28 protein-coding genes are annotated in these 17,651 nt (G+C 40.3%); 8 read left to right on the top strand and 20 right to left on the bottom strand.

Annotated features, from left to right (window positions below; translation table 11 throughout):
* Positions 1–90 precede the first annotated feature (90 nt).
* From PSYC_RS05235 to PSYC_RS05215, 5 genes are read right to left on the bottom strand one after another with little or no spacing between them, the layout of a single operon-like run.
* Entirely contained in the window at positions 91–888 is a 798-nt protein-coding gene (locus PSYC_RS05235) for a phage head morphogenesis protein (RefSeq protein WP_011280278.1), read from the bottom strand.
* Positions 889–890: 2 nt separating this feature from the next.
* Positions 891–2,408 (bottom strand): DUF935 domain-containing protein, encoded by a 1,518-nt coding sequence (locus tag PSYC_RS05230; protein WP_011280277.1) that lies wholly within the window; start codon positions 2,406–2,408, stop codon positions 891–893.
* Positions 2,405–3,670 carry a PBSX family phage terminase large subunit gene (locus PSYC_RS05225; protein ID WP_011280276.1) on the bottom strand — a complete coding sequence of 422 codons (1,266 nt, stop codon included), beginning with the start codon at positions 3,668–3,670 and terminating at the stop codon, positions 2,405–2,407. Before PSYC_RS05225 ends, PSYC_RS05230 begins: the two co-directional genes overlap by 4 nt.
* Positions 3,651–4,124 carry a DUF2280 domain-containing protein gene (locus PSYC_RS05220; RefSeq protein ID WP_011280275.1) on the bottom strand — a complete coding sequence of 158 codons (474 nt, stop codon included), beginning with the start codon at positions 4,122–4,124 and terminating at the stop codon, positions 3,651–3,653. Before PSYC_RS05220 ends, PSYC_RS05225 begins: the two co-directional genes overlap by 20 nt.
* 32 nt (positions 4,125–4,156) lie before the next feature.
* Complete coding sequence (locus tag PSYC_RS05215; RefSeq protein ID WP_187147115.1) at positions 4,157–4,720, bottom strand: putative metallopeptidase; 564 nt, start codon at positions 4,718–4,720, stop codon at positions 4,157–4,159.
* A 57-nt stretch (positions 4,721–4,777) separates the two neighbouring features.
* Between PSYC_RS05215 and PSYC_RS11235 the strand changes: the two genes are divergently transcribed.
* On the top strand, positions 4,778–5,299 hold the full coding sequence (locus tag PSYC_RS11235) for a DUF6173 family protein (protein ID WP_049750921.1): 522 nt from the start codon (positions 4,778–4,780) through the stop codon (positions 5,297–5,299).
* 493 nt (positions 5,300–5,792) lie between these two features.
* Here the strand turns inward: PSYC_RS11235 and PSYC_RS11660 are convergent, their stop codons facing one another.
* The 11 genes from PSYC_RS11660 to PSYC_RS05150 form a co-directional block, all read right to left on the bottom strand.
* Entirely contained in the window at positions 5,793–5,954 is a 162-nt protein-coding gene (locus PSYC_RS11660; protein ID WP_187147114.1) for a hypothetical protein, read from the bottom strand.
* Between the two features lie 448 nt (positions 5,955–6,402).
* On the bottom strand, positions 6,403–6,834 hold the full coding sequence (locus PSYC_RS05195; RefSeq protein WP_011280272.1) for a hypothetical protein: 432 nt from the start codon (positions 6,832–6,834) through the stop codon (positions 6,403–6,405).
* A 2-nt stretch (positions 6,835–6,836) separates the two neighbouring features.
* On the bottom strand, positions 6,837–7,652 hold the full coding sequence (locus PSYC_RS05190; protein WP_011280271.1) for a tetratricopeptide repeat protein: 816 nt from the start codon (positions 7,650–7,652) through the stop codon (positions 6,837–6,839).
* Positions 7,653–7,722: 70 nt separating this feature from the next.
* Entirely contained in the window at positions 7,723–8,292 is a 570-nt protein-coding gene (locus PSYC_RS05185; protein WP_011280270.1) for a hypothetical protein, read from the bottom strand.
* A gap of 52 nt (positions 8,293–8,344) precedes the next feature.
* A complete protein-coding gene (locus tag PSYC_RS05180; RefSeq protein WP_011280269.1) occupies positions 8,345–8,689 on the bottom strand; it encodes a DUF1064 domain-containing protein in 345 nt (114 codons plus the stop codon).
* Positions 8,690–8,915: 226 nt separating this feature from the next.
* The gene (locus PSYC_RS05170) at positions 8,916–9,335 is read right to left on the bottom strand and encodes a hypothetical protein (protein WP_148201654.1); all 420 of its coding nucleotides are present in this window, start codon (positions 9,333–9,335) and stop codon (positions 8,916–8,918) included.
* 127 nt (positions 9,336–9,462) lie between these two features.
* Complete coding sequence (locus PSYC_RS05165; protein WP_011280267.1) at positions 9,463–10,407, bottom strand: replication protein; 945 nt, start codon at positions 10,405–10,407, stop codon at positions 9,463–9,465.
* A gap of 62 nt (positions 10,408–10,469) precedes the next feature.
* Positions 10,470–10,628 carry a hypothetical protein gene (locus PSYC_RS11655; protein ID WP_187147113.1) on the bottom strand — a complete coding sequence of 53 codons (159 nt, stop codon included), beginning with the start codon at positions 10,626–10,628 and terminating at the stop codon, positions 10,470–10,472.
* The gene (locus tag PSYC_RS11650; RefSeq protein ID WP_187147112.1) at positions 10,618–10,788 is read right to left on the bottom strand and encodes a hypothetical protein; all 171 of its coding nucleotides are present in this window, start codon (positions 10,786–10,788) and stop codon (positions 10,618–10,620) included. The genes PSYC_RS11655 and PSYC_RS11650 overlap by 11 nt, the downstream gene beginning before the upstream one ends.
* Complete coding sequence (locus PSYC_RS05155; protein ID WP_011280266.1) at positions 10,785–11,174, bottom strand: hypothetical protein; 390 nt, start codon at positions 11,172–11,174, stop codon at positions 10,785–10,787. Before PSYC_RS05155 ends, PSYC_RS11650 begins: the two co-directional genes overlap by 4 nt.
* A 2-nt stretch (positions 11,175–11,176) precedes the next feature.
* Positions 11,177–11,377 (bottom strand): hypothetical protein, encoded by a 201-nt coding sequence (locus tag PSYC_RS05150; protein WP_041757616.1) that lies wholly within the window; start codon positions 11,375–11,377, stop codon positions 11,177–11,179.
* Positions 11,378–11,525: 148 nt separating this feature from the next.
* On the opposite strand from PSYC_RS05150, the gene PSYC_RS11810 reads away from it, so the two are divergent.
* The 4 genes from PSYC_RS11810 to PSYC_RS05130 all read left to right on the top strand — a co-directional run bounded on the left by PSYC_RS11810 (position 11,526) and on the right by PSYC_RS05130 (position 14,666).
* Complete coding sequence (locus tag PSYC_RS11810; RefSeq protein WP_011280264.1) at positions 11,526–12,245, top strand: S24 family peptidase; 720 nt, start codon at positions 11,526–11,528, stop codon at positions 12,243–12,245.
* 135 nt (positions 12,246–12,380) lie between these two features.
* Positions 12,381–12,776 (top strand): hypothetical protein, encoded by a 396-nt coding sequence (locus PSYC_RS05140; protein WP_041757614.1) that lies wholly within the window; start codon positions 12,381–12,383, stop codon positions 12,774–12,776.
* A gap of 115 nt (positions 12,777–12,891) precedes the next feature.
* The gene (locus PSYC_RS05135; RefSeq protein ID WP_011280263.1) at positions 12,892–13,761 is read left to right on the top strand and encodes a hypothetical protein; all 870 of its coding nucleotides are present in this window, start codon (positions 12,892–12,894) and stop codon (positions 13,759–13,761) included.
* On the top strand, positions 13,758–14,666 hold the full coding sequence (locus PSYC_RS05130) for a hypothetical protein (RefSeq protein ID WP_011280262.1): 909 nt from the start codon (positions 13,758–13,760) through the stop codon (positions 14,664–14,666). The genes PSYC_RS05135 and PSYC_RS05130 overlap by 4 nt, the downstream gene beginning before the upstream one ends.
* Positions 14,667–14,830: 164 nt before the next feature.
* Here the strand turns inward: PSYC_RS05130 and PSYC_RS11645 are convergent, their stop codons facing one another.
* From PSYC_RS11645 to PSYC_RS11640, 4 genes are all read right to left on the bottom strand, one after another.
* A complete protein-coding gene (locus PSYC_RS11645; RefSeq protein WP_187147111.1) occupies positions 14,831–14,989 on the bottom strand; it encodes a hypothetical protein in 159 nt (52 codons plus the stop codon).
* A 152-nt stretch (positions 14,990–15,141) separates the two neighbouring features.
* A complete protein-coding gene (locus PSYC_RS05125) occupies positions 15,142–15,687 on the bottom strand; it encodes an ImmA/IrrE family metallo-endopeptidase (protein WP_011280261.1) in 546 nt (181 codons plus the stop codon).
* 21 nt (positions 15,688–15,708) lie between these two features.
* A complete protein-coding gene (locus PSYC_RS05120) occupies positions 15,709–16,056 on the bottom strand; it encodes a helix-turn-helix domain-containing protein (protein WP_011280260.1) in 348 nt (115 codons plus the stop codon).
* A gap of 194 nt (positions 16,057–16,250) precedes the next feature.
* Positions 16,251–16,424 carry a hypothetical protein gene (locus PSYC_RS11640; protein ID WP_187147110.1) on the bottom strand — a complete coding sequence of 58 codons (174 nt, stop codon included), beginning with the start codon at positions 16,422–16,424 and terminating at the stop codon, positions 16,251–16,253.
* A 334-nt stretch (positions 16,425–16,758) separates the two neighbouring features.
* Between PSYC_RS11640 and PSYC_RS11635 the strand changes: the two genes are divergently transcribed.
* The 3 genes from PSYC_RS11635 (at position 16,759) to PSYC_RS05110 (ending at position 17,650) form a co-directional block, all read left to right on the top strand.
* On the top strand, positions 16,759–16,917 hold the full coding sequence (locus PSYC_RS11635; protein ID WP_187147109.1) for a hypothetical protein: 159 nt from the start codon (positions 16,759–16,761) through the stop codon (positions 16,915–16,917).
* Between the two features lie 68 nt (positions 16,918–16,985).
* Positions 16,986–17,354 (top strand): hypothetical protein, encoded by a 369-nt coding sequence (locus tag PSYC_RS05115; RefSeq protein ID WP_011280259.1) that lies wholly within the window; start codon positions 16,986–16,988, stop codon positions 17,352–17,354.
* An 11-nt stretch (positions 17,355–17,365) separates the two neighbouring features.
* Entirely contained in the window at positions 17,366–17,650 is a 285-nt protein-coding gene (locus tag PSYC_RS05110) for a hypothetical protein (protein WP_041757612.1), read from the top strand.
* Position 17,651 lies beyond the last annotated feature (1 nt).

The raw sequence follows: 17,651 nt of genomic DNA, 5'->3' as shown, positions 1-17,651 counted from the left end.
GTTTTGACAAGGCTTTTCTGAACTTATCGGACAACTCTTTGTCGCAACTAACAACTGACCAACTTATGTAATCATGACTCTCTATAATCTTCATTCACTTTGCTCCTCAATCAGCTTTTGCGCTTCATCAATCAATGTCGCTAACTCAGGTATCGGCTGTGCCAACATCACTGTAATAGCCGCTTCGATGCGCTGTCTTGCTGCCAAGATTGCGTCTGATTGCTTGTAGTACGTGATAGCGAGTTCAGCTATCTTGTCATTGACTAGCTTATTCATGTTGCCTGTATACTGAGCCGGCGTGCCACCGATCCAACCTTTATCGTTTGGCACGCTTGGCAAATTACCATCATCAGTAATACCTTTTGCTTGAGCTTGAGATTCGGTAAGCGAGCGCATAATACAGCGACAACGATAACCCGATGGTGCGTAGTGTGTCGCCCAAAATGGATCATCGATATGTCTGACTACACCATCTAGCACTTTATGAGCTGGGCGCTGTCGAATATCATTAATGCCGTCACGCATCAAATAAGGGCGTTCATCTTTATTCTGTTGCTGCTGATACCATCGACCACGGCCATAAGCGCCTTGAATGTTAGTTCTAAAGATATTATCTAGCCGATGCCTTGGCAGGTTGATGTCAATATCACCTGCTTTAACTGCGTTTTGAAAGTCCGCAAACGTGCCGCCACTGTCAAGCTGATTGTTAACCAAGCCCATCACGTGCTTAATCTGTTCAGTCTGCCCTAACCCTGCGATAGATACCGCTTGCTGCCGCTGTATCGGCGTCATCACGTTATAGTAATTATCTGGTAGCACAACCTCACGATTAAGCGCGTAAGCTATGGCTTCGATAAACTTTACGTCAAATGCTGCTGTAGCTGGCATGATTACACCTCACTCGATTCATCAGCAAAACCATGCACGTCAGCGACCTGTATAGCGGTATTAACTAGCTGTGTAAAATCACTCTCAGCCAAGCTATCACCGACCATATTAAATAGCGCCTCACGTAAGCTATCAATGTCCGTAGCGTCTGCAATAGCTGACAGTACAGTATTAGCATCAAACGGCTGTACGCTCAATTCAAGCGCATCATCTGCGACTTTCTCAAGCTCCATTTGCTCATCGGTAAACTCACCATCACTCTCGGCAGCTTTAAACGGAACCCAGCTATGTTTGGCTAGCGATGGGTAACGATTGGCTTGTGCTGACGTCGGCAACTTAATAGCGCCATCGCCATAATCCATTTGAGCGATATGCTGCTCGTTATAGCCATGCTCATCAACAAAGTATGACTTAGTAAAACGAACACCCATCTCATGCGCTTTTTTATCAGCGTCTAACTGCTCTTGATCAATGAATTTTTTGGCCACCCACTTAAATTCAGGGATTTCAAAACCATTGGCTATACAGATAACATCGATAAACCGCTGAACGGCTTTAATCGCATGCTTACGGTCACTGCTAAAGATAATCTCTTGTTGCTCTTGGTGCACTACACCCTGGCCATAAGTACCGCCTTTATCTGTGCCACTGGTAAGCGTTTGACCAAGCAAGTAAGTCGTAATGCTTTGCTTAACTACTGAATCATAGCTAACAAACGCCTCGCCATTACTGCCAGCTGTTACCGCTTTCACATCCTCGTCAATGCCGATAGTCACGACACCTGAGTTGTGAGCCGCAAGCATTGCATTGGCAAAGTCCTGCGCGTCATCATCACTGGTTGCATCAGTCTTACCGATAAGCAATGGCGAACCGAAGCGCTCCAGAAACTTAGACCAAAAGCGCCAGGCGTTGGTTTTGAAGTAATGTAGCCAGTAAACACGGCTTAATAATGACTTGCCTTTAGGGTTTAGATACGTCGGCTTATGCTGCTGATATAGATAGCGATAGTAAAAATCAGCTTGATCACTAATCATTATCGGCTCACTACCATCGTTTGGAAACCATTGCAGCTCGCCGGCAGGTAACGGCTCAAACCACTGGATAGGTTTAGACATCATCGAGATGACTGCATTACGCCCACCGCTATCTTTACCCCATAGCATTTCAATCACATCATAGCCGTACCACTTACTCAGCGACGAGCCTTGTAGTATCGTCTCAAGATGCAGGTCTAATTGCTCATAGACAAAGTCAGCAACACTGCCCTCACTTGGCGTGATCGTATAAGCGGCATTGCTTAACTCTTCTTCGCGTCTGTCAATCGCTTGGTCAATGTCCGGGTCAGTCAGCAATGTCTTAAGCGCATAGCGACTGATACCCGCTTTTTTAAGTATCTCGTCAGTGTCAGTGCGGATCAAGTGTCGGTAAAATATCTTACCGCGCAAATCAATCGCTTGTTCTTGGCTTAGCGCCTTACCTGCTGTAACACGGTAACGCGGCTTTGTAGTCATATCTGTCATCTATACGTCCGTTTGCCAGCAGTGGCTCTATGTCGTTTAGTGTTCGCACCACGTTTCATAGTGCGCTCATGTGCGTATCTTAATGAGTCAATTAAATGGTTATGTTTATCTATAATCTCAGGCAATATCTCACCACTTAACCGATCCGTTTTATAACTGTATAGCCTAAATTCTTTGGCGGTATTTACGCAGCGAGGATGTATGACAATTTGCTTATAGCCTTTGAGGTGAGCAATACCATCCTCAACACTGCCTTTACCTTTAACGCATGCCTTAATTTTTGGTATGCCGTTACGCTTCAGGTAGCTAATTGATTCAGGACGGGCGTTATCCGCTATAAGCTCATACTTCTCGATACCTGGTATGTTGTCTTTCAAATAATCTGGCGTGTCGTCAATCTCAAGACCAACTTTACATGCTTCATATTCGATATAAAGAATGCCGTCACTTTCCCATGAGTTTGTCGCACCTGTTGGATCTGTAGAGAAGCCAAAGTCTAAGCCATTGTACGGTCCATTCCATGTTGGGTGTCTTTCAAACTCTCTGACAACAAACTTACCGTTAAATATCTGGGCATCTGACGCTTCAAGATAAGCACCTTCCCAAATCCATCGGTATGTTGCATCATCAAGGTTTTCTTGATCATTAAGTCGCTCTTGCTCAAGCACATCAGGAAAAAATGGATTATCGTTATGATTCATCTCAACGATGAATTCATGCTCAACTTGTCTGAATCGCTTGTCAGTCGCACTACCTTTGTTTTCAGGGTTCCAAGTTATCCAAACCTCTGAATCATCTTCACGTACTGTTGGCAGTAGCTTACGCCATGCAGCCTCACTGACGTTCTCAGCCTCATCTACCCAAGCGAGTAATATTCTTGACTTGCCTTTAATACTGTCTAGGTTATGGCGCAGACCAGTAAAAGCGTAAGCAACACGCCTATTCTTGGTGCGAATGTATTTCTCGCCAATCTCATAGTAATCATTGAGCCAACTAACCGACTTAATGGCCTGCTTGATTTCCTCTAATGACGACTCGTTCAGTGAGTTCATGAACTCACGGCCGCATAGGATTATGCCGCTAGCGCCTGCTTCAGCTAGTCGATAACCCTCTACGGCTGTCATTAATGCGAATGTGCGTGTCTTACCACTGCCACGGCCGCCATAAGCGCCTTTGTAGCGTGACTTAGATTCGAATACTGGTATAAGTTTGTCTGGTATAACTACATCGGCGTAAATCTCATCATTTAATAGCTCGCCCATTTTCATCTACCTTTGGTGCTACCAGTCTAATTACTGTCGGCTTGGTAGCCATTGAGCCGTCGCTAGATGTGTTATCGACCTTCTGCTTATTGGTATAAACCTCACCAACCTCTTTGGCTGCCTGTTCTGCTAGAGCTGCCGCCAACGGCCTGTTCTTTGACTTCTCAGCATCACGTGCCATGCGGTCAAGCATGTTCAATCGATAAGCTTTATTAGCAATCGGTATTGCCTGAATATCAGTATTAAAGTCATCACGGAATTGTTTGAATAGGTCTGCCCATTTTTTGGATAGCGTAAGTCCGGCTGCCTTGCTTGGGTCATAGAATGAGACTTGCTGACGGGTTACGACAATATCGAATTCTTCTTTGACAGCCTGTGCTACTTCTGAAGGTGTCATATAGGTAGCAAGCCCTTGTACAATAAAGGCCTTAACCTTATTATTAAGGGTCGCCATAAATGCGCTCTCGTATTGTTAGGTAAAAGTAATTAGTATCTTATAGTCGGCTCACAATCTTGTAATTCAGCCATCTTAATAACTGCTTCATCACCGCCATATCTTCTGACGACTCCAAAGAACTCTTCGACATCATGGCTGGTCATATCTAGCGCCGGCTTACCATCTGCTCTAAATGCAGGGTCACCAAACATATCTGCCTTATGCACAATGTGATAGAGCTCATGCTCAACCAGTGCAGCAAATTCAGCATCTGTGCAATCACGGCAATAATTAGCATCTAAAGTAATTAAATAATCCGGTACCGCGCCCAATGTGTCTTCAAACCACATTTCTTGACGTGCCTTTTTCCAACCACCAGCCATCATCATGACCTTTTCGCATTGCCCTAATATCTGTTTGCCTTGTTTGATGTATTCGCCTTGGGCCCATAAAAAAGATATCTCATGAAACTCATAATCAAGTAGATGCTGATGGTCACGGTTAAACCACTCATGATCGGAATTAAGTATCGTGTCTTTTAGCCATTCATATATTTCAGGTGCTGCTAGAAACGATGGCATGTCGTCTGATGGTATTGGCCTCAGAATTGTCACATTTGCCTCGTACATTCATTGTGGTATATTTCAGACTCATTCTCAGTGGAAATAGATATGGATATTAAAGACCTAGTGAATATTAATTCTGATAAGGAAACATCAGCAAAAAACCTCGCTGACCGAATACAAGAAAGCATAACGTCTGTAACAACAAAGGCTCGAGACGCTGCTTCGCCAACTATAAACTACCGAAAGGAGTTAGACCCGATGAATGACCACACCTCCCGCCTAATGAAGTTCCAAGCAGAGGCGTCTGAGGCAAAACGTAAAATAGATAATCCAGTAATTCAGATTGAAGATTCTGTTATTCGCCATGTAAAAGATTTTGAGTCTAATCTTGACGATAAGCAGGAGGTTATGATCCTAGCTGCATCATTTGGCAGTTCAGTAACCTTTTATGTGAGCTCTATTGAGTTCAATAGACCAAATCTCATCATCTTTCATGGGACAACGGAAACTGGTGGTTCAACACGTCTAATTCAGCATTGCAATCAGCTAAATTTTTTATTACAAGCTGTACCAAAACACGACCCAAATGAAAAAAGAACTCCTATTGGATTCACACACGACCGATAACTTTGCTACTGGCTATGGTGAAAATAGCTAAATATTCTTGGAGACTCTGCAATCAGTTTGCATAAGAATTAAAGTAAACCCGCCATCTGGACGGGTTTATGTAAGCTTGGGGCGGGAATGAGCCGCATCATATTGCCAAGCTTGAGATTAACGTGGTTGCTTGCATTTAGGTGCATGTCAAAACCTGTGCTTCACTACATACAAACCTCTACGATTAGCGACAGTGTGTCTCACTGCCAGTCTTAGTTACTTCACTCTGCCCGCTCTGGCTTGGGTGCTTGCTCCCTAGTTAAAGGCTCACCGCAGATATAAAAAATGCCTCGTCCAATCAAGGGAGGCAAACTGGTTAAAATATAGACCTATACCATGTCAAGGTAGCGCTCCGATCTTTAAGGAAGGCAAACTGATTATTTAACATAGTGAAGACGGCAGGATTTGAACCTACGACCAAAGAATTATGAGTTCTCTGCTCTTCCAACTGAGCTATAGGCACTTACTTAATCTCACAAAACTCAATCTTATCTACAAAACCTTGCGCTCCGACTACACCTCTATTCGCCCTATCTTGCAAGAAGTTAAGCCAGTAGTCTTTACCGCTTGGCATCGTCGCCTCTTGATAGTAATCATAGGCCTGTTGGTTGGTTAGTTCACACATAGCAATCCCTTGCTAAATTTTGGACGTAAAAAAGCCCGATATGGATATTCACATAACGGGCACATCGTAGGCAATAAAAAAGCCCTATCGGTTAGATAAGGCTTATTGCTATAACTCTACTTCTATTTTTTCAAACTTCGAGTCTCTTAAAAATAAATCGATAGCAGTATTATATTTTATCGTCGCTATCATGATTCGTTGCTTGCGACGATGGTAACCCAAACTATCTTTATAGCTAGCATCAGATAAGCATTGCCTATTATTCTCCTTTTGGAGTTCATTAATAATATTGACTTGCTTTAAGCAATAACGCTCAGCTATTCGCTTTATCATTAAGACCTCATGAATCAGTTGGCTTCACTTACAACTTACGCCAGTGTAGGAAATATAGCACTAACTGTCGGCAAGGGTCAAGAATAATAAAGATATGGAAATATTGCTTTAAGCGTTATATCGCTTTCTGTTTCTGAACCTCAGCAATATTATCTGCTAATTCAGGTATATCTATTGCAAATTTCAGAGCTTGCTTATAATCAAACTCACTAAAATCCTCATTTAGAGCATAGTCAGCTTTATGACGTTTTGATAAGAAGTTAGTGAATTTAATAGATAATCTTTGTGCGTTTTTACATTTAGTATTCTTGTAAATATCATCAAAGACTAAATACACTCTATTATGTGAGCCAGTATTGCCAAACATACCTTCATTACTCATATCATAGCTTGGAAAGTGCTCTTCAATGATACTGAGTAAGCAGTGATATGTTATATAATACTTACGATTCACACATGCTCTTTGAGTTGCTTCATCAATAATCATTTCAGGTTGAGGAAATAAGCGAGCAGCGGCACCCTCTAAATCACTGTTACTAACACTCATAGTTAAATTTCCAACTGATAAGCGGAATTGATAGCTGTGCTTGTGGTCGGAATAAAATTAAAAATAATCTTCTTATACTCTTCAAAATAATGATCATCATTAATTATCTCTTCAACTAGATCATCATACATACTTAAGCAGTCTTCAATACTTGCATTAACCAATGCTTCATCTATAAGAAGAAACGTTCCTAACTCATTAACTTCGCAGTTAATGACTGTACGTGACTCTCCTATATATCTCGTGTTTCTTACTTTTTGAGTTATGCTACTAAAACGCTTATATACTTCAATAGATAAATTAGCTGACTCTAGAGTAGATTGCATATGATCAAAATCGAATATCCTTTTTTTAGCTTGTCCTATCACTTTTTCCGCCTCCGGATTTGTAGGGATAAACAACTCAATTGCCTCAAACAAAGCGTCTTGATTGAAAGTATGCAGCGTATTCGTTATTAATATCTTAAATATATCTGTATTGGTTCTATCAAGCCTAATTCGCTTTATACACAACTTTTCAGATTCATTAAAATCACCACTGCTTAACAACAATGAGGCGTAATTCACATTCACGCTACTTGAAGACGAATCCAAACGGTATGCATTTTTCATGTACTCTAAAGCTTTGTCTAACTTACCCTGAGCTCGATAAACCCATGCTTCCATCATATATCCTTCTGACGGATCAACCAAACGTAATGCTTGGGCATCTTTAATCCAGCGGCCAAAAATAAGCTTATTAGGATTAATAGTGCCTTCGTATTGCTGTAAAAATTCCAGAACTTCAGAAAGTTTAGACTGTGCTTGGGGTGCTCTCATATTTTATTTTTTTATTAAATATAGTTGTGACTATACTACCATTGGTAGTTTTTTTAGTAAAATAATAAATCTAAACCTCCTTTAGTTTGAATCGATAATTATCAACATCCTGATTAATAAATCCCATCAGATAGTCAATATCATGCAGCATTTTTTCTTGATACTTCGACCAAATCTGACTGTATGTGCTCGCTGACATATCGATACCGCTGAAGAGTAAGCGCCCTTCGACTGAGTACAGCGACCACAAGTTGTATAGCTCAAAGTGCAAGGTCATACGTGCCATCTTGTATGCCAGCTCATTAAGCGTGTATTTAGACTTAGGTGCGCCTCTATCATCTTCTACGCAATACTTGATCATATTGGCTGCTAAGTGATTAACCACATCATTAAACGACTCTGACCAGTCGTACAGTTCGTTATCGCCCCATACTAGCAACGAAGCTAGCGCCTTGCCTGTTTTGCTCTTGATCAATGCAATGGCAGCTGACTTGTCTTCCCAGTTCACTTCAGGAGGCAACCCACCAGCGCCAATGTCAAACTTAACTGTCTTAACGCCTAAGCCTTGCTTGAGCCATTCCATGTCGTTAATTGCTAAACGGGCACTCGTTGCAAATCTATTAGCTAGTAAGTTGTTCATTTGGAATCCTTAGTAAACATTTATAAACATCGATATACTTTTTTATACTTTGTTAAAACTCTCGAACATCCCAACCGCCGCCATTCCTTTTTGTCTGCTTCATGATCGCAATAAACTTAAAAGGGAACTTGTCAGCAGCAACCTTAATCTTCACCAAAGCATCGTCAGTCCACTGGCCCTTCACTTCGTGTATTTCCAACTGACCATCTGCTTTCATCACTAAAAAATCAGGCTTATAAAACGTCTTGTCTGCTAACCGTAAATTGATGTTATCGAATGAGTAATAAGCAATCTCACCTGCTCGTTTCAGCAGCTCCAAATGCTGTGCGTAGGCTTTCTCAGTACCATTCATCTGTCCTGACTTCATTCTGCCTAATGCTTGTACGCTTTTTCTCATAATCCCATCTCCCCTCGCTTATCTTCGTTAAATTTGTAGCCGATTGGGCGTTGATTATCTGCAATCAAATATCCCCAGCTCTCTAAATCTCTAAGCACTCTCTGAGACGTTCTAACGTGCGTATCGGTCAAGCCTGCTATGTCTGCTACTCCAACACGATTAGGGCTTAAATTGGCTATGTAGCGTAGCGCTGCGTGTCTTGTTTCGAATGTTCGTTGGGCGTTTGTCACACCGCTAATCTCCTTAAACCTGCCAATTGCTCATTAATCCGTTTATCTGCTTCGCTACCTAACTGCACCGGTGTGTGCTCATAAGCGACTTGATGTGACTTAGGAATAACAAACGTGGACCCATTCTGATGCTCGCTGATCACTTGCTCATAAACACTTGTGAACGCCTTGATGAAATAATTGTCAGCGTTTTTAAGCTTACCCATACCAATACGATTTGCTGTCTCTAGTACCACTGCATGCAGCCACTGGCGCTTGACGTACTGGTCTTCAATCAATCCGCATTGGCAACAGGCGTTATCAAAGGCTGCTTGTGCTGATGGGTATTCATTTGCCTTCTGCGTACGTACCAAGGCCAAAAACTCTTTTGCATTGCTTGGCATCCAGTCTTGATCAAAAGACAGTTCACTGGCCATATCAAACTCTTTTCCCGTGATGCGCTTCTTGGTCAGGTACCGAGCCCAGACTAGAACCATGTCAAAAGACCAATCAAAATCATCATCTTTCGTTTTCATCTTATTTTTGAACCATGCCTTCCATTGTTTAAAAAGCGCTCTCAGTGCTTCCGTTAGCTGACTGCTGGGTGATTGCTGCTTGCTCTGCATAGTATCGTTCTGCATCTGCATCGAGCTTGGCTGCATAACCTGCTGTGGTGCTTGTGTCGAATTGCTGATGCTGGCTGTTAGCTGGTTGAGTGTTCGCATTGGTGTTCTCCTGATGATTTGGTTGCTGTGCTTGGTTTGGTTGTGACTGGTCAATTTCATCAAGCCAACATTTTCCGTTGAGGTACGTCATAGGATTTTTACGATATTTTTTAACTGGTGTTGATGCGACGTAATCTGGAATGTGATTCATGATCAGTTCACGTTCGTTGTCTGTGAGTGATGACCATTTTTTCTCACACTTGGCTGTGTCTTTTTTCTTGTCGTAACCATTCCAAAAATCATCAAATGGAATATTCAAGGATTTTGATTTTTTAACTGGTGGTTTTGGTTTTTCATCAGTGACCAATCTCAAGTGGCTAGATTTCGCTTTTTGCACAAGAGAGTTTTTATTTAATAAGTTTTTATTTTGTTTTAATTTAATACGTCCCAAAGTTTGGGACTCAACTGGGTCAAAGTTTGGGATACACTGGGTCAAAGTTTGGGAACCCAAATTTTGGGATTCATCGACAAAAATGAATAATCTTTCATAATCGATAGCGTAAATAGTCGTTTTTCTTGAGCGTTTATGAGCAACTAAAATCCCAATTTCGACCAACTCATCTACGTACTTAGAGACAGTATTTTTGGTCATATTGCAAAGCTCTTGCAAAAACGTATTAGACAGCGCTTTAACGTCATCTTGGTAACCGTTGGTCATTCTATCGATACGCATAAGCATGGCGAACGCTGATGGCGATATAAAAGGCTGTGTGTCATAAACACGGTTGTCTACAGCTGTATATCCATTTTTCTTCATTGACTCTTGCCTAATTGCTAGATTCATGATTAAATATTCCTTATCGAAGAGTTAGTAAACCCTGATCAGTTCGCGCTGATGAGGGTTTTTTATTGCTTAAATTTTGCCTTCTTAACAATATTGGCTTGTTGCGCTAATAAACTTTGCTTAGTTTTCGCTGCGCTTTGCTCCAAGGCGAAGCTTGCTTGGCGTTCATTCCAAATTGCATCACATGCCAATGGCTTACTGGTCGTTGAATTAGTCTTCATAGCAATCACCGTAGTATTCATACGCTTCGTCATACTGAGCTTTCATGCGCTCCAATATTTCTTCACACATCGGCGCCGGTACAACTGGGCGAGCTATTGGCTTAATTGATTCATGGCAGCATTTACCATCTGTAAAGCTTGGGCAGTCTGAGCAACTCATAAAGCGCCTCTTGGCTGGTAAGTACCTTCAGCTATCTGTAATGCCGCATCTGCATGCAAAAAGTCATCAACATCTAATGACCGATTCATTCCAAGCTTTGCTAAGCCGTAAAGCCAGCTCACATGATTCTGGTCATAGCACTTCATATCTTTATCAACGACCTTCAAGCCGGTAGCTGCCAATAGATGGCAAAGCCTTTCTATGTCGCTATGTTTAGCAGTGCCGTGTGGCTGCTTCATCTTTGTAATAGTGCTGCTATCAACACCGATGCAATCAGCTACAACGAGCTGCCCAGTAGCATCAATGGCCTGCAATATCTGAGCTTGCATGTTGCGTGACCATGCAGCTTGCTCAAGCGATAATTGCGTTATGGATTTGGTGGTCATGATTAGGCCTCCTCTGTTAAGTAGTTATCAATATGCTCTACATCTTCTACTTTCTTTTGCATAAAAATTTCAGGGTGAGCAATTTTTGCGTCTCTTGAGATACCACGAGTAAGCCAGTTATGTACCGTTGTATAGTTATATCCAAGAGCATCTGAAATGGCCTTAACGCCGCCTAGCTTCTTGATCAATTCTCTATCGGACATTGTGTATTCCTTTGGTTGGACATTATAAAACCAATAATACACACAGTGTGAATAAAAAGCAATCGGTAGTTTTCACAGTGTGCAACATTGAGTTCCACACAGCGTGTAAAATAATATTAATTTGAACAATGAAAAAATGAGGTGATTTATGGACCAAAGCATGGTTAGGCTGCAAGAAGTAGCAGGGACAAACAAAAAATCTAAAATCGCCCTAGATTTGAACGTAGGAGCATCAACAGTCACTAACTGGGCAAAAAGAGGTGTTTCTAAGGAAGGAGCATTAGCTGCAGCAGAGAAATATAATGCTGATGCCAACTATATCTTGAGTGGTTCATCACCTAACACTACCGTCAGCGACCTCAAAGCTAAAATAAAAACTATGCAAAGTAGTACGATACAAAGCACTACAAACCCCAATGACCCTGAAGGCACACTGAGAGTTCCGGTTGATTACAGAATGGACGGTTACGTACCTGTAATCAGTTGGGTAGCGGCTGGTAGTTTTTCGGATGTGATGCCGGTCACGATAGATGATGTGATCGATTGGATACCACGACCACAGCACCTTTCTAAGCGCGCATTTGGATTGATTATTCAGGGACGCAGCATGTGGCCTGAATTTAAACCCGATGAGATTATTTATGTAGAGCCTGAGATAGCACCGTGGGATTTAAAAGACGGGGACTTGGTGGTTATACACTGCAATGACGATAAGCAAGCCACGTTTAAACAGCTCATCATGGGTAATGGTCCTGAAGACATGTACCTAAAACCGCTTAATCCAGACTGGCCTGATCAAAAGATAGTGCCTATGGGTGAATGTATGCTTGTCGGTATCGTTGATAGCAAAGTAACCAGATATAGATGAGGTCACTATGAAACCATTTGAATATTACTGGATCTGCCATTTTTTAAAACACGCCAAGCCAGTCGACACATTGCCATTGGGATGGTGCGTGTATCGTGAGGCGCTGGATTGGGATTAATACAAGGATGGTATGCCATGCGAATCAATATATCTAGGTGGTTAATCAGCTTAGCAGCAGCTCTATCCATAGCTGCATGCACACCCGTACAAGATAATAATCATAGCATTGACTTTGTGATAGTGAATGAAAGTGATTGGTATGGCGAACACTATACGGCCTACCCATTTACCGTATCAGGCGAAATTGTATGTATTACACATCCAGAGTATGGACCTTCTGTATATTTTCATCCTGTCGAATTTACCGATGAGTCTTATATTGGTACGCCACTTAACAAGGCTGCGGCCAAATCTCTGAAGCAGGCAAGTATGACTCCAAACGTACCTTACAGCATTAAGAAAGGTGCTGTTTTGAGTGAGGCTAGAGAGATTGGGCTGAAGGTGTGTGATGAGATGTATGGGGAAGTTTAAAGAAAGAATACTTAAAATAGTTTCCTGTAATTTAACTTTTCATAATAATTCTTGTTAATTAGTCATACAAAACTGCCTCGATACCTCATTTCAAAAATAATGACTGGAGAAAAATATGCCCGATAAAATAGTTAGATTTCTAGATATAAGTTGCTATCGTAACTTTAAAGGATGGATTACAGATAAGAATAATCTTAACCCAGTATTCGTTGCTAGCTTTAAGCATCCCAATGAAAACAAGGCTATTGATATGTATGGGAAGATATATCCCTTAGACTTTACTGATAGATCTTTGTTTAACGAAATTGTTGGTTATTTAATAGCTAACGCTCTCGAAATTCCTCAGCCTAAATACGCATGTATTGCTTTGATTCCAACTCAAGATATTGCTGAAAACGATAACATTGGATTTTCTGATTCCGTGCTAGGAAAGAAATTCTTTGATAACGAATTCTATCCTATTTTCTGTACCTCAAAAATTGACAAGAGTGAAACCGCATTTGAGTATCATACACGTAGCAAAAAGTTAATAGATGAGCTTGCAAAATGGTCACATATAGGTGATACCATAGCAATGGATAATACAATTGCGCACGTCGATAGGCATATGGGAAATTTGCTTAGAACGGGCAAGGCTAAATATCATGTTATTGATAATGATATGCTAGTGTGCAAATATGACACATATGGATATGGCTGGTTAACTAGTGATTTAGATGTAGATAAGAAGTATAAGAATCAACTTTTTGATATCGCAAAGGACTTGATGCCACAAAAAGAATTTGTCAAAATTCGTAGCAGTATGATCCACGAGTGTCACAAGCATTCCAATGCTATTGCGTCAATAAACAATGAAGTGAATAATTGGATGAATTCTATATATAGCTCAAACTCATCAGACTATATTGAATTCCTAGATTTCTTAAATAAGAGAGCAGATAACGCATTTGAACAAGTAACATCTAGAGTGGAACTATTAATATGAATACATCATGGCTGAGTTTACTCAACAGCAGCGAAAACAGTGACTTAATATCAGGAAACTGGTTTACTGTGCGGTTTATGCCCGATAGAATTTCAGGAGAGATATTCAACGTTGGTGTAGTTTTCGTAGATAAAAATAGCAAATGCCATTATAGGATTCTAGAAACTACAGACGCCTTTCAGTGTTTGTTTGGTATAAGTGGAGCTGCAAATATTAAGTTTTTGCTTGATATAGTTGACGAGATGTTTGCAAATAATAATTATACAATTACGCCTTCTCCTCACATTATCTATTCAAGCTATCAAACAGCACGAGGTGAAAGTATTGACGAAATATTAGACGATCTATACGGGTCAATGGTATCTCTTATATGTAGAAATGAAAAAAAGTCAAAGAAAAGTCAAGCTCTGGGCACAACTGATTTACGCAAAAAAGTATTTAATCAAATTGAAAGTAGAAGAAAAGGAATGAAGGATAAAATTTATAATCCAGAGCCTTTTCTAATTACCAATAATAGCAATGAAAAAGGGATGTTAGTAGATATGCCTATTTCTAAGTATAGTTTAGGGGATTCCAGTACCAGGGCAGAATACTATGGTACGATTATCTCAGCCGCTTACTTAGATGATATTCATCGTCGATATAATATTGATTATGTTGGTTGCACTAATGTCACAAACTGCTGTGAAATTTTAGGAAAAGCTATCAAGGCTAGTATAATTATTTATGTACCACCTGTAGATGAGATCGTATTTACTGAAGCAGTTCAAATAAATATTCGAAACGAATTGGATAAATGCCTATATTCGTTGGAGAAAATGAATAAAGATGGTTACGATATCGATATTCAAATAGCTCACTCATCTGAAGAGTGTGGCACTAAAGTATTAGAATTTGTTGATTAATTAGAAATTACTTTAATAAAAAACCCACCTCACAATGGGTTTTTTATTGTCTGCTTTATAACTTACATAAGAATTATAAGGGTAACCATCCCAAGCATAAAAAAAGCCTCTATAAAGAGGCTTCTATTTTTTAGAAAAAGATATTAACAACATCTAACTAACGATCATGGACCACCACTAGGTACTAAAAAGCACCATGCTTCATAACCATATTCGTGAGCGTCTAGCTTTTTACCTGAAGTACCACGCACCTTACGGAAGCGGCAACACACCCATCTCATGCCTTTTGGGGCAGGTTTACTGTTTATTTTTTTCTTAGCCATTAGATTCTTCTCCTGGCGAATTGTAACCAAGGATTGTTAATGACCTTAAAAATTGATAAGATATAGGTTCTGACGTTATACCTGTACTTCTTTCTAAGGCTTCTGCACTGCCTTGGTTTTACAGTACAAAACTGGTTTAAATGTAATTTAAATCATCTCTTATTCGCCTCTTTAATCCTAAACCCTGCGCACTGACGACTAACTTGAAATTTTTCCATTATTTCATCTTCTGTCATATTTATGCATTGGCTTACTGGGGCGAGTAGCTCTGCAGCAAAACAATTAGCTTGCCACTCTGAATCCTCATATATCTTATGATTTTTTGCGTTCCCTCTAGCTAAAGCAACACCTTCATGCAACACAAAATGCCCAAATTCATGGGCAATAGTAAATCGCGCTCTAAAATCTCCATCATGCAATGCGTCATAGACATCTTTTCTTATACACATTTTCATACGATCTGGAGACATTGCTGCTTCTGTATCGCCCATTATCTCATTATCTAATGGGAAGAATTCAAACTCCCCCTTAGTCAATTTTGGCAAAATTAACTCAAGTACTTTTAAGACATCAAGACAATCGGTAACTTCTGTTTTACATACTTTTCTTCTAAATGCTCCAGCTAACCCTGCTATTGAATCTTTACTTCGAGGCTTAACCTTAATACCTGTATTGTGCTTTTGTAGAAAATCCAACATATTAAATCCCTTAATTGTCTGCTAAGTATTCAAAAAATCTTCAAGATTTTTCAAATCAAAGCTCTTATTATCCATACGTCTTGCAAACATTAATGCCAACTCAGTTTCATAAACATCATTCCCCTTAATAACTACATCAGGCTCTAATTTACTAGCAAGCTTTGTAAGCTCTGTGCCTTCTTGTTCTGAAAGTTGTAATGAATTAATGATGCTATTAAGTAAGTGTGCATTAACTGGTTTTCTGCCTGTTTCTATAGCCGATAAATATGGAGAAGAGACACCTATAGAATCTGCCATTGTCTTCAACATAACTTCATGATCAATACGAAGTTTTCTAAGTTTTTTACCGAAATCAGTAACTGTTGCCATTGTTTGCTCCCTTATGTACTAACTATTTGGTACTTCAATAAATATGCTTTCTTTTTATTAGTATCATGAGAAATATATTAACCCAAAGGATAACTTTAGTCAAGTTATAAAATATATTCTATGTTTGATAACTGGTATAACGATAAAACCCGCCTCTCAGCGGGTTTTTTTATTGCTTATCAATCTACCAAAGCCTAACTACAAACTTTCTTAGACTGGCTAATCTTACCGTTATTACAAACAAACTTACCATTTTGGCAATGTGATACACCGCCCATGCTTTTAGAGCAAGGATAGTTCTGAGCATTCGCCTGCACAACTGGCGCCATCATTAACATAGAGATAAAAAACGTGGACCAAATTTTCATAGGTTACTACCTTAACAATCGAATAATATAAATTCGAACATAGCACCGCCTAGCTCTTTGATCAACACTTCTTTGTGCCTACTCCATCACCCACCCCGCCTTTGAGCGGGTTTTTTTGTGCTTGTAATTTCACACAGAAATAAAATATTCACATTGTGTGCATATAATTATTGACATATTTTCACATGGTGTGTAATATTACCTTATCAGCTAATAACGAGTTAGCCGAAACTATTTAACAACTTGGGATTAAGAGTTAATAAATTATTGACGATTGGCAACAGTCGTTAATGCTGAATTAATCAACTGAGTAAGAGGTAATGCAATGAGCAAAATGTACTGGATAACCCTTAAGTTTCAAGACGGTTCGAAAAGTCCTAACTTCGTTTGCACGTCAAATCTAGATGAAAAATTAAACGAGATGAAGTCATCTTACGACTGGGCAGGAAGTAAAAAGAAGGTCATTGGCGTAGATGTAGAGCTAGCCAAATAACACCCATAAAAAAGCCCCTCCGACTTCGACATCTAAAGGGGCTTTACTCACTAAGGAGTGAAAAGATTATGGCACAGATTATCAGATTAGACAACGATGCGGACAACGAAGCATCAAGCAAAAATGGACACGCTTACATCATCATCGATGATAAGTGCGTGCACTGCAAATACGACTCGGATTATCGAGAATGTGGCGAACGCAATGAGTATTGGGGCGGTCACTTAGCAGTAGAGGGTGATAGCTGGATAGAAGTCGATAGCGTGACCAATCTCAGCATTGTAGAGATTCTCGATATTGAAACCGACGATCTACTACCGCTTGGTAGTTACGTGATGACAGCCGATGACACGTTACAGATTATCGAAATTATCAAGGATTTCATCGAAGGCAATATCGAAGCAAGTCAACCAGCCAATAGCTACTACGCAGCATAAGGAGCATGCCAATGTATAAGACTTTAATCATCGCCCTCTTAGCGCCAATGCTAACAACTGGTTGTGCGCTAGACGTCGACCGATATTGCATCGTCGTGATAGTCACAGAAGGCATAACTGGTTGTGCGCTAGATGTCGACCTGCAAAACGAAAGCAACGCTATTGCGCTGCACAAATTAGAAGTATCTCTTGCTACTGACAAGCAATACAAGAACGACGCTTACTACGACTCTGAAGAATACCAAACGGCTAAAAAAGCCAACCAATTTATCGCAACAGCATATGGGAGAAAGTAAC

Origin of the sequence: Psychrobacter arcticus 273-4 (genome assembly GCF_000012305.1) — a bacterium.
Lineage (GTDB): Bacteria > Pseudomonadota > Gammaproteobacteria > Pseudomonadales > Moraxellaceae > Psychrobacter > Psychrobacter arcticus.
Note: the sequence above shows the minus strand (reverse complement) of the source record. Positions and strands in the feature narration are given on the sequence as shown.

What these genes read in the sequence shown, in the direction of transcription:
- PSYC_RS05195 (WP_011280272.1), bottom strand. Translation starts at nt 6,834, where the DNA reads ATGAGTGTTAGTAACAGTGATTTAGAGGGTGCCGCTGCTCGCTTATTT.
- PSYC_RS05155 (WP_011280266.1), bottom strand. Translation starts at nt 11,174, where the DNA reads ATGACCACCAAATCCATAACGCAATTATCGCTTGAGCAAGCTGCATGG.
- PSYC_RS11640 (WP_187147110.1), bottom strand. Translation starts at nt 16,424, where the DNA reads ATGAAAATTTGGTCCACGTTTTTTATCTCTATGTTAATGATGGCGCCA.
- PSYC_RS11645 (WP_187147111.1), bottom strand. Translation starts at nt 14,989, where the DNA reads ATGGCTAAGAAAAAAATAAACAGTAAACCTGCCCCAAAAGGCATGAGA.
- PSYC_RS05115 (WP_011280259.1), top strand. Translation starts at nt 16,986, where the DNA reads ATGGCACAGATTATCAGATTAGACAACGATGCGGACAACGAAGCATCA.
- PSYC_RS05135 (WP_011280263.1), top strand. Translation starts at nt 12,892, where the DNA reads ATGCCCGATAAAATAGTTAGATTTCTAGATATAAGTTGCTATCGTAAC.
- PSYC_RS05235 (WP_011280278.1), bottom strand. Translation starts at nt 888, where the DNA reads ATGCCAGCTACAGCAGCATTTGACGTAAAGTTTATCGAAGCCATAGCT.
- PSYC_RS11655 (WP_187147113.1), bottom strand. Translation starts at nt 10,628, where the DNA reads ATGAAGACTAATTCAACGACCAGTAAGCCATTGGCATGTGATGCAATT.
- PSYC_RS05225 (WP_011280276.1), bottom strand. Translation starts at nt 3,670, where the DNA reads ATGGGCGAGCTATTAAATGATGAGATTTACGCCGATGTAGTTATACCA.
- PSYC_RS11235 (WP_049750921.1), top strand. Translation starts at nt 4,778, where the DNA reads ATGGATATTAAAGACCTAGTGAATATTAATTCTGATAAGGAAACATCA.
- PSYC_RS05190 (WP_011280271.1), bottom strand. Translation starts at nt 7,652, where the DNA reads ATGAGAGCACCCCAAGCACAGTCTAAACTTTCTGAAGTTCTGGAATTT.
- PSYC_RS05150 (WP_041757616.1), bottom strand. Translation starts at nt 11,377, where the DNA reads ATGTCCGATAGAGAATTGATCAAGAAGCTAGGCGGCGTTAAGGCCATT.
- PSYC_RS05165 (WP_011280267.1), bottom strand. Translation starts at nt 10,407, where the DNA reads ATGAATCTAGCAATTAGGCAAGAGTCAATGAAGAAAAATGGATATACA.
- PSYC_RS05110 (WP_041757612.1), top strand. Translation starts at nt 17,366, where the DNA reads ATGTATAAGACTTTAATCATCGCCCTCTTAGCGCCAATGCTAACAACT.
- PSYC_RS11660 (WP_187147114.1), bottom strand. Translation starts at nt 5,954, where the DNA reads ATGTGTGAACTAACCAACCAACAGGCCTATGATTACTATCAAGAGGCG.
- PSYC_RS05185 (WP_011280270.1), bottom strand. Translation starts at nt 8,292, where the DNA reads ATGAACAACTTACTAGCTAATAGATTTGCAACGAGTGCCCGTTTAGCA.
- PSYC_RS11635 (WP_187147109.1), top strand. Translation starts at nt 16,759, where the DNA reads ATGTACTGGATAACCCTTAAGTTTCAAGACGGTTCGAAAAGTCCTAAC.
- PSYC_RS05120 (WP_011280260.1), bottom strand. Translation starts at nt 16,056, where the DNA reads ATGGCAACAGTTACTGATTTCGGTAAAAAACTTAGAAAACTTCGTATT.
- PSYC_RS05170 (WP_148201654.1), bottom strand. Translation starts at nt 9,335, where the DNA reads ATGGCCAGTGAACTGTCTTTTGATCAAGACTGGATGCCAAGCAATGCA.
- PSYC_RS11650 (WP_187147112.1), bottom strand. Translation starts at nt 10,788, where the DNA reads ATGAGTTGCTCAGACTGCCCAAGCTTTACAGATGGTAAATGCTGCCAT.
- PSYC_RS05125 (WP_011280261.1), bottom strand. Translation starts at nt 15,687, where the DNA reads ATGTTGGATTTTCTACAAAAGCACAATACAGGTATTAAGGTTAAGCCT.
- PSYC_RS11810 (WP_011280264.1), top strand. Translation starts at nt 11,526, where the DNA reads ATGGACCAAAGCATGGTTAGGCTGCAAGAAGTAGCAGGGACAAACAAA.
- PSYC_RS05180 (WP_011280269.1), bottom strand. Translation starts at nt 8,689, where the DNA reads ATGAGAAAAAGCGTACAAGCATTAGGCAGAATGAAGTCAGGACAGATG.
- PSYC_RS05140 (WP_041757614.1), top strand. Translation starts at nt 12,381, where the DNA reads ATGCGAATCAATATATCTAGGTGGTTAATCAGCTTAGCAGCAGCTCTA.
- PSYC_RS05230 (WP_011280277.1), bottom strand. Translation starts at nt 2,408, where the DNA reads ATGACAGATATGACTACAAAGCCGCGTTACCGTGTTACAGCAGGTAAG.
- PSYC_RS05220 (WP_011280275.1), bottom strand. Translation starts at nt 4,124, where the DNA reads ATGGCGACCCTTAATAATAAGGTTAAGGCCTTTATTGTACAAGGGCTT.
- PSYC_RS05130 (WP_011280262.1), top strand. Translation starts at nt 13,758, where the DNA reads ATGAATACATCATGGCTGAGTTTACTCAACAGCAGCGAAAACAGTGAC.